General features: G+C 66.9%; 1 protein-coding gene and 1 pseudogene. One reads left to right on the top strand and one right to left on the bottom strand.

Annotation, left to right across the window (positions count from 1 at the left end; genetic code table 11):
- Positions 1 to 180: pseudogene (locus tag ACOJSF_RS12945) on the top strand (CoA ester lyase); the annotation flags it as partial.
- Here the strand turns inward: ACOJSF_RS12945 and ACOJSF_RS12940 are convergent.
- Positions 173 to 1,741 (bottom strand): alpha-N-arabinofuranosidase, encoded by a 1,569-nt coding sequence (locus tag ACOJSF_RS12940; RefSeq protein WP_420142612.1) that lies wholly within the window; start codon positions 1,739 to 1,741, stop codon positions 173 to 175. The pseudogene ACOJSF_RS12945 and the gene ACOJSF_RS12940 sit on opposite strands and share 8 nt — an antisense overlap.
- Between the last annotated feature and the right edge of the window lie 209 nt (positions 1,742 to 1,950).

The raw sequence follows: 1,950 nt of genomic DNA, 5'->3' as shown, positions 1-1,950 counted from the left end.
ATCAACGCCGCCTTCACGCCTTCGGCCGACGCGCTCGCCCATGCGCGCCGCATCGTCGCGGCGTTCGCGGCGAATCCCGGAGCCGGGGCGCTGCAACTCGATGGGAAGATGATCGACGCGCCGCATCTGAAGCAGGCCCGCGCTTTGGTGGCGGGGGCCTGCATCGACGACGTTACTTGATCGTCAGCACGACCACCGACGCCGGCGGCAGCGTTGCCGACAGCGTGCCGCCCGCCAGCGTGGCGTCGGTGAAGGGCACGGGGCGGACGGTGTCGGGCCGGTCGACCGTGTTGTGCGCCTGAATCGGGCCCGTCAGAATGCGGCCCGTGACGGCCGTGCCGCCGATCCCGCCGAGCGTGGCCGACACCGGCATCGCCTTGTTCGGATCGACATTGACCAGCGCGACATGAACCGCGCCGGACGCGTCGCGCGCCGCCGTCGCGCTCACCGCCGGCATGGTCCACTGGTCCTTGTTGTACCAGGGCGTCTTCAGTTCGACCGGCAGCACGGTCGCGTCCTGGAACGGCACGTACATCTCGAACACATGGTAGGTCGGGGTCAGCGCCATCTTCGGCCCATCGGTCAGGATCATCGCCTGAAGCACGTTCACCATCTGCGCGATGTTGGTCATCCGCACGCGATCGGCATGGTGCGTGAAGATGTTGACGTTCAGCGCCGCGAGCACCGCGTCGCGGATCGTGTTCTGCTGCTGCAGGAAGCCGGGGTTGCTGCCCGGGGTCGGATCATACCACGTGCCCCATTCGTCGACGGCCAGGTTCACCCGCTTGGCGGGATCATATTTGTCCATCACCTTCGAATGTTCGGTGATCAGCTCTTCCATCTTGAGCGTCTTGGACAAGGTGCGCGCATAGGCCTCCTCGTCGAAGTCGGTCGCCGACCCCTTGTTGCTCCAGCCGCCGGGGAAGGTGTAATAATGGACGCCGGTGCCGTCGATCAGCTTGCCGGCCTCGCGCATCATCACTTCGGTCCAGTTGTAATCGTCGCCATTGGCGCCGCTGGCGATCTTCTGCGTCTTCTCGCCCGCCGGAAGCTTGATGAAGGTCGTGTACCGCTTGGTCACGTCGGCGGCATAATCGGCGCGCATGTTGCCGCCGCAGCCCCACAATTCGTTGCCGATGCCGAAATGCGCCAGCTTCCACGGTGCCTTGCGGCCGTTCTTGGCGCGCTGTTCGGCCAGGCTCCCGGCGGGCGCGGTGATATATTCGACCCACTCGGCCATTTCGGCCGGGGTGCCGTTGCCGACATTGCCGGAGACGTAGGCCTCCGCGCCGATCAACTCGGCGAAGTCCATGAATTCGTGCGTGCCGAAGCTGTTGGGCTCGGTCACGCCGCCCCAGTTGGTGTTGACCTTGGTCGGGCGCGACTTGCGCGGGCCGATGCCCTCCCGCCAGTGATATTCGTCGGCGAAGCATCCGCCCGGCCAGCGGACGACCGGCACCTTCAGCGCCTTGAGCGCGGCAACCACGTCGTTGCGATAGCCGCGCGTGTTGGGAATGCGCGAATCCGGCCCGACCCACACGCCGCCATAGATGCCCGTGCCGAGGTGCTCGGCGAACTGGCCGAAGATGCGGCGGTCGATCTTGGCGCCCGGCGTATCGCCCCGGATCGTGAGCGTGGTCGTGGTCTGCGCGGCGGCGGGCGCCGTCGGTGCCGCCTGCGTGAAGGCCGGCGCCGTCAGTGTCGTCGCCCCGAGAAGCGCCGCCAGAAATGCGACCCGCATAATCATCCCCTTATCCTGCCGGCGCGGCGTGCGCCGTCCTTTTCGCTGTATTTGTATGACTATTGGACGGGCCCGGCAGTTGCAAGCATCGTCCGCCCGGCGCGGTCAGCGAGGGGTGCTTGCCGGCAGGAAGCGGATCGTCGGCGCGCTCGCGTCGCCCACGATCCGGACGGGCGTGTCGTACAGGCGTTCCAGCACGGGCACGGTCA

Source organism: Sphingomonas sp. (assembly GCF_048594985.1).
Classification (GTDB): Bacteria; Pseudomonadota; Alphaproteobacteria; order Sphingomonadales; family Sphingomonadaceae; genus Sphingomonas_I.
Note: the sequence above shows the minus strand (reverse complement) of the source record. Positions and strands in the feature narration are given on the sequence as shown.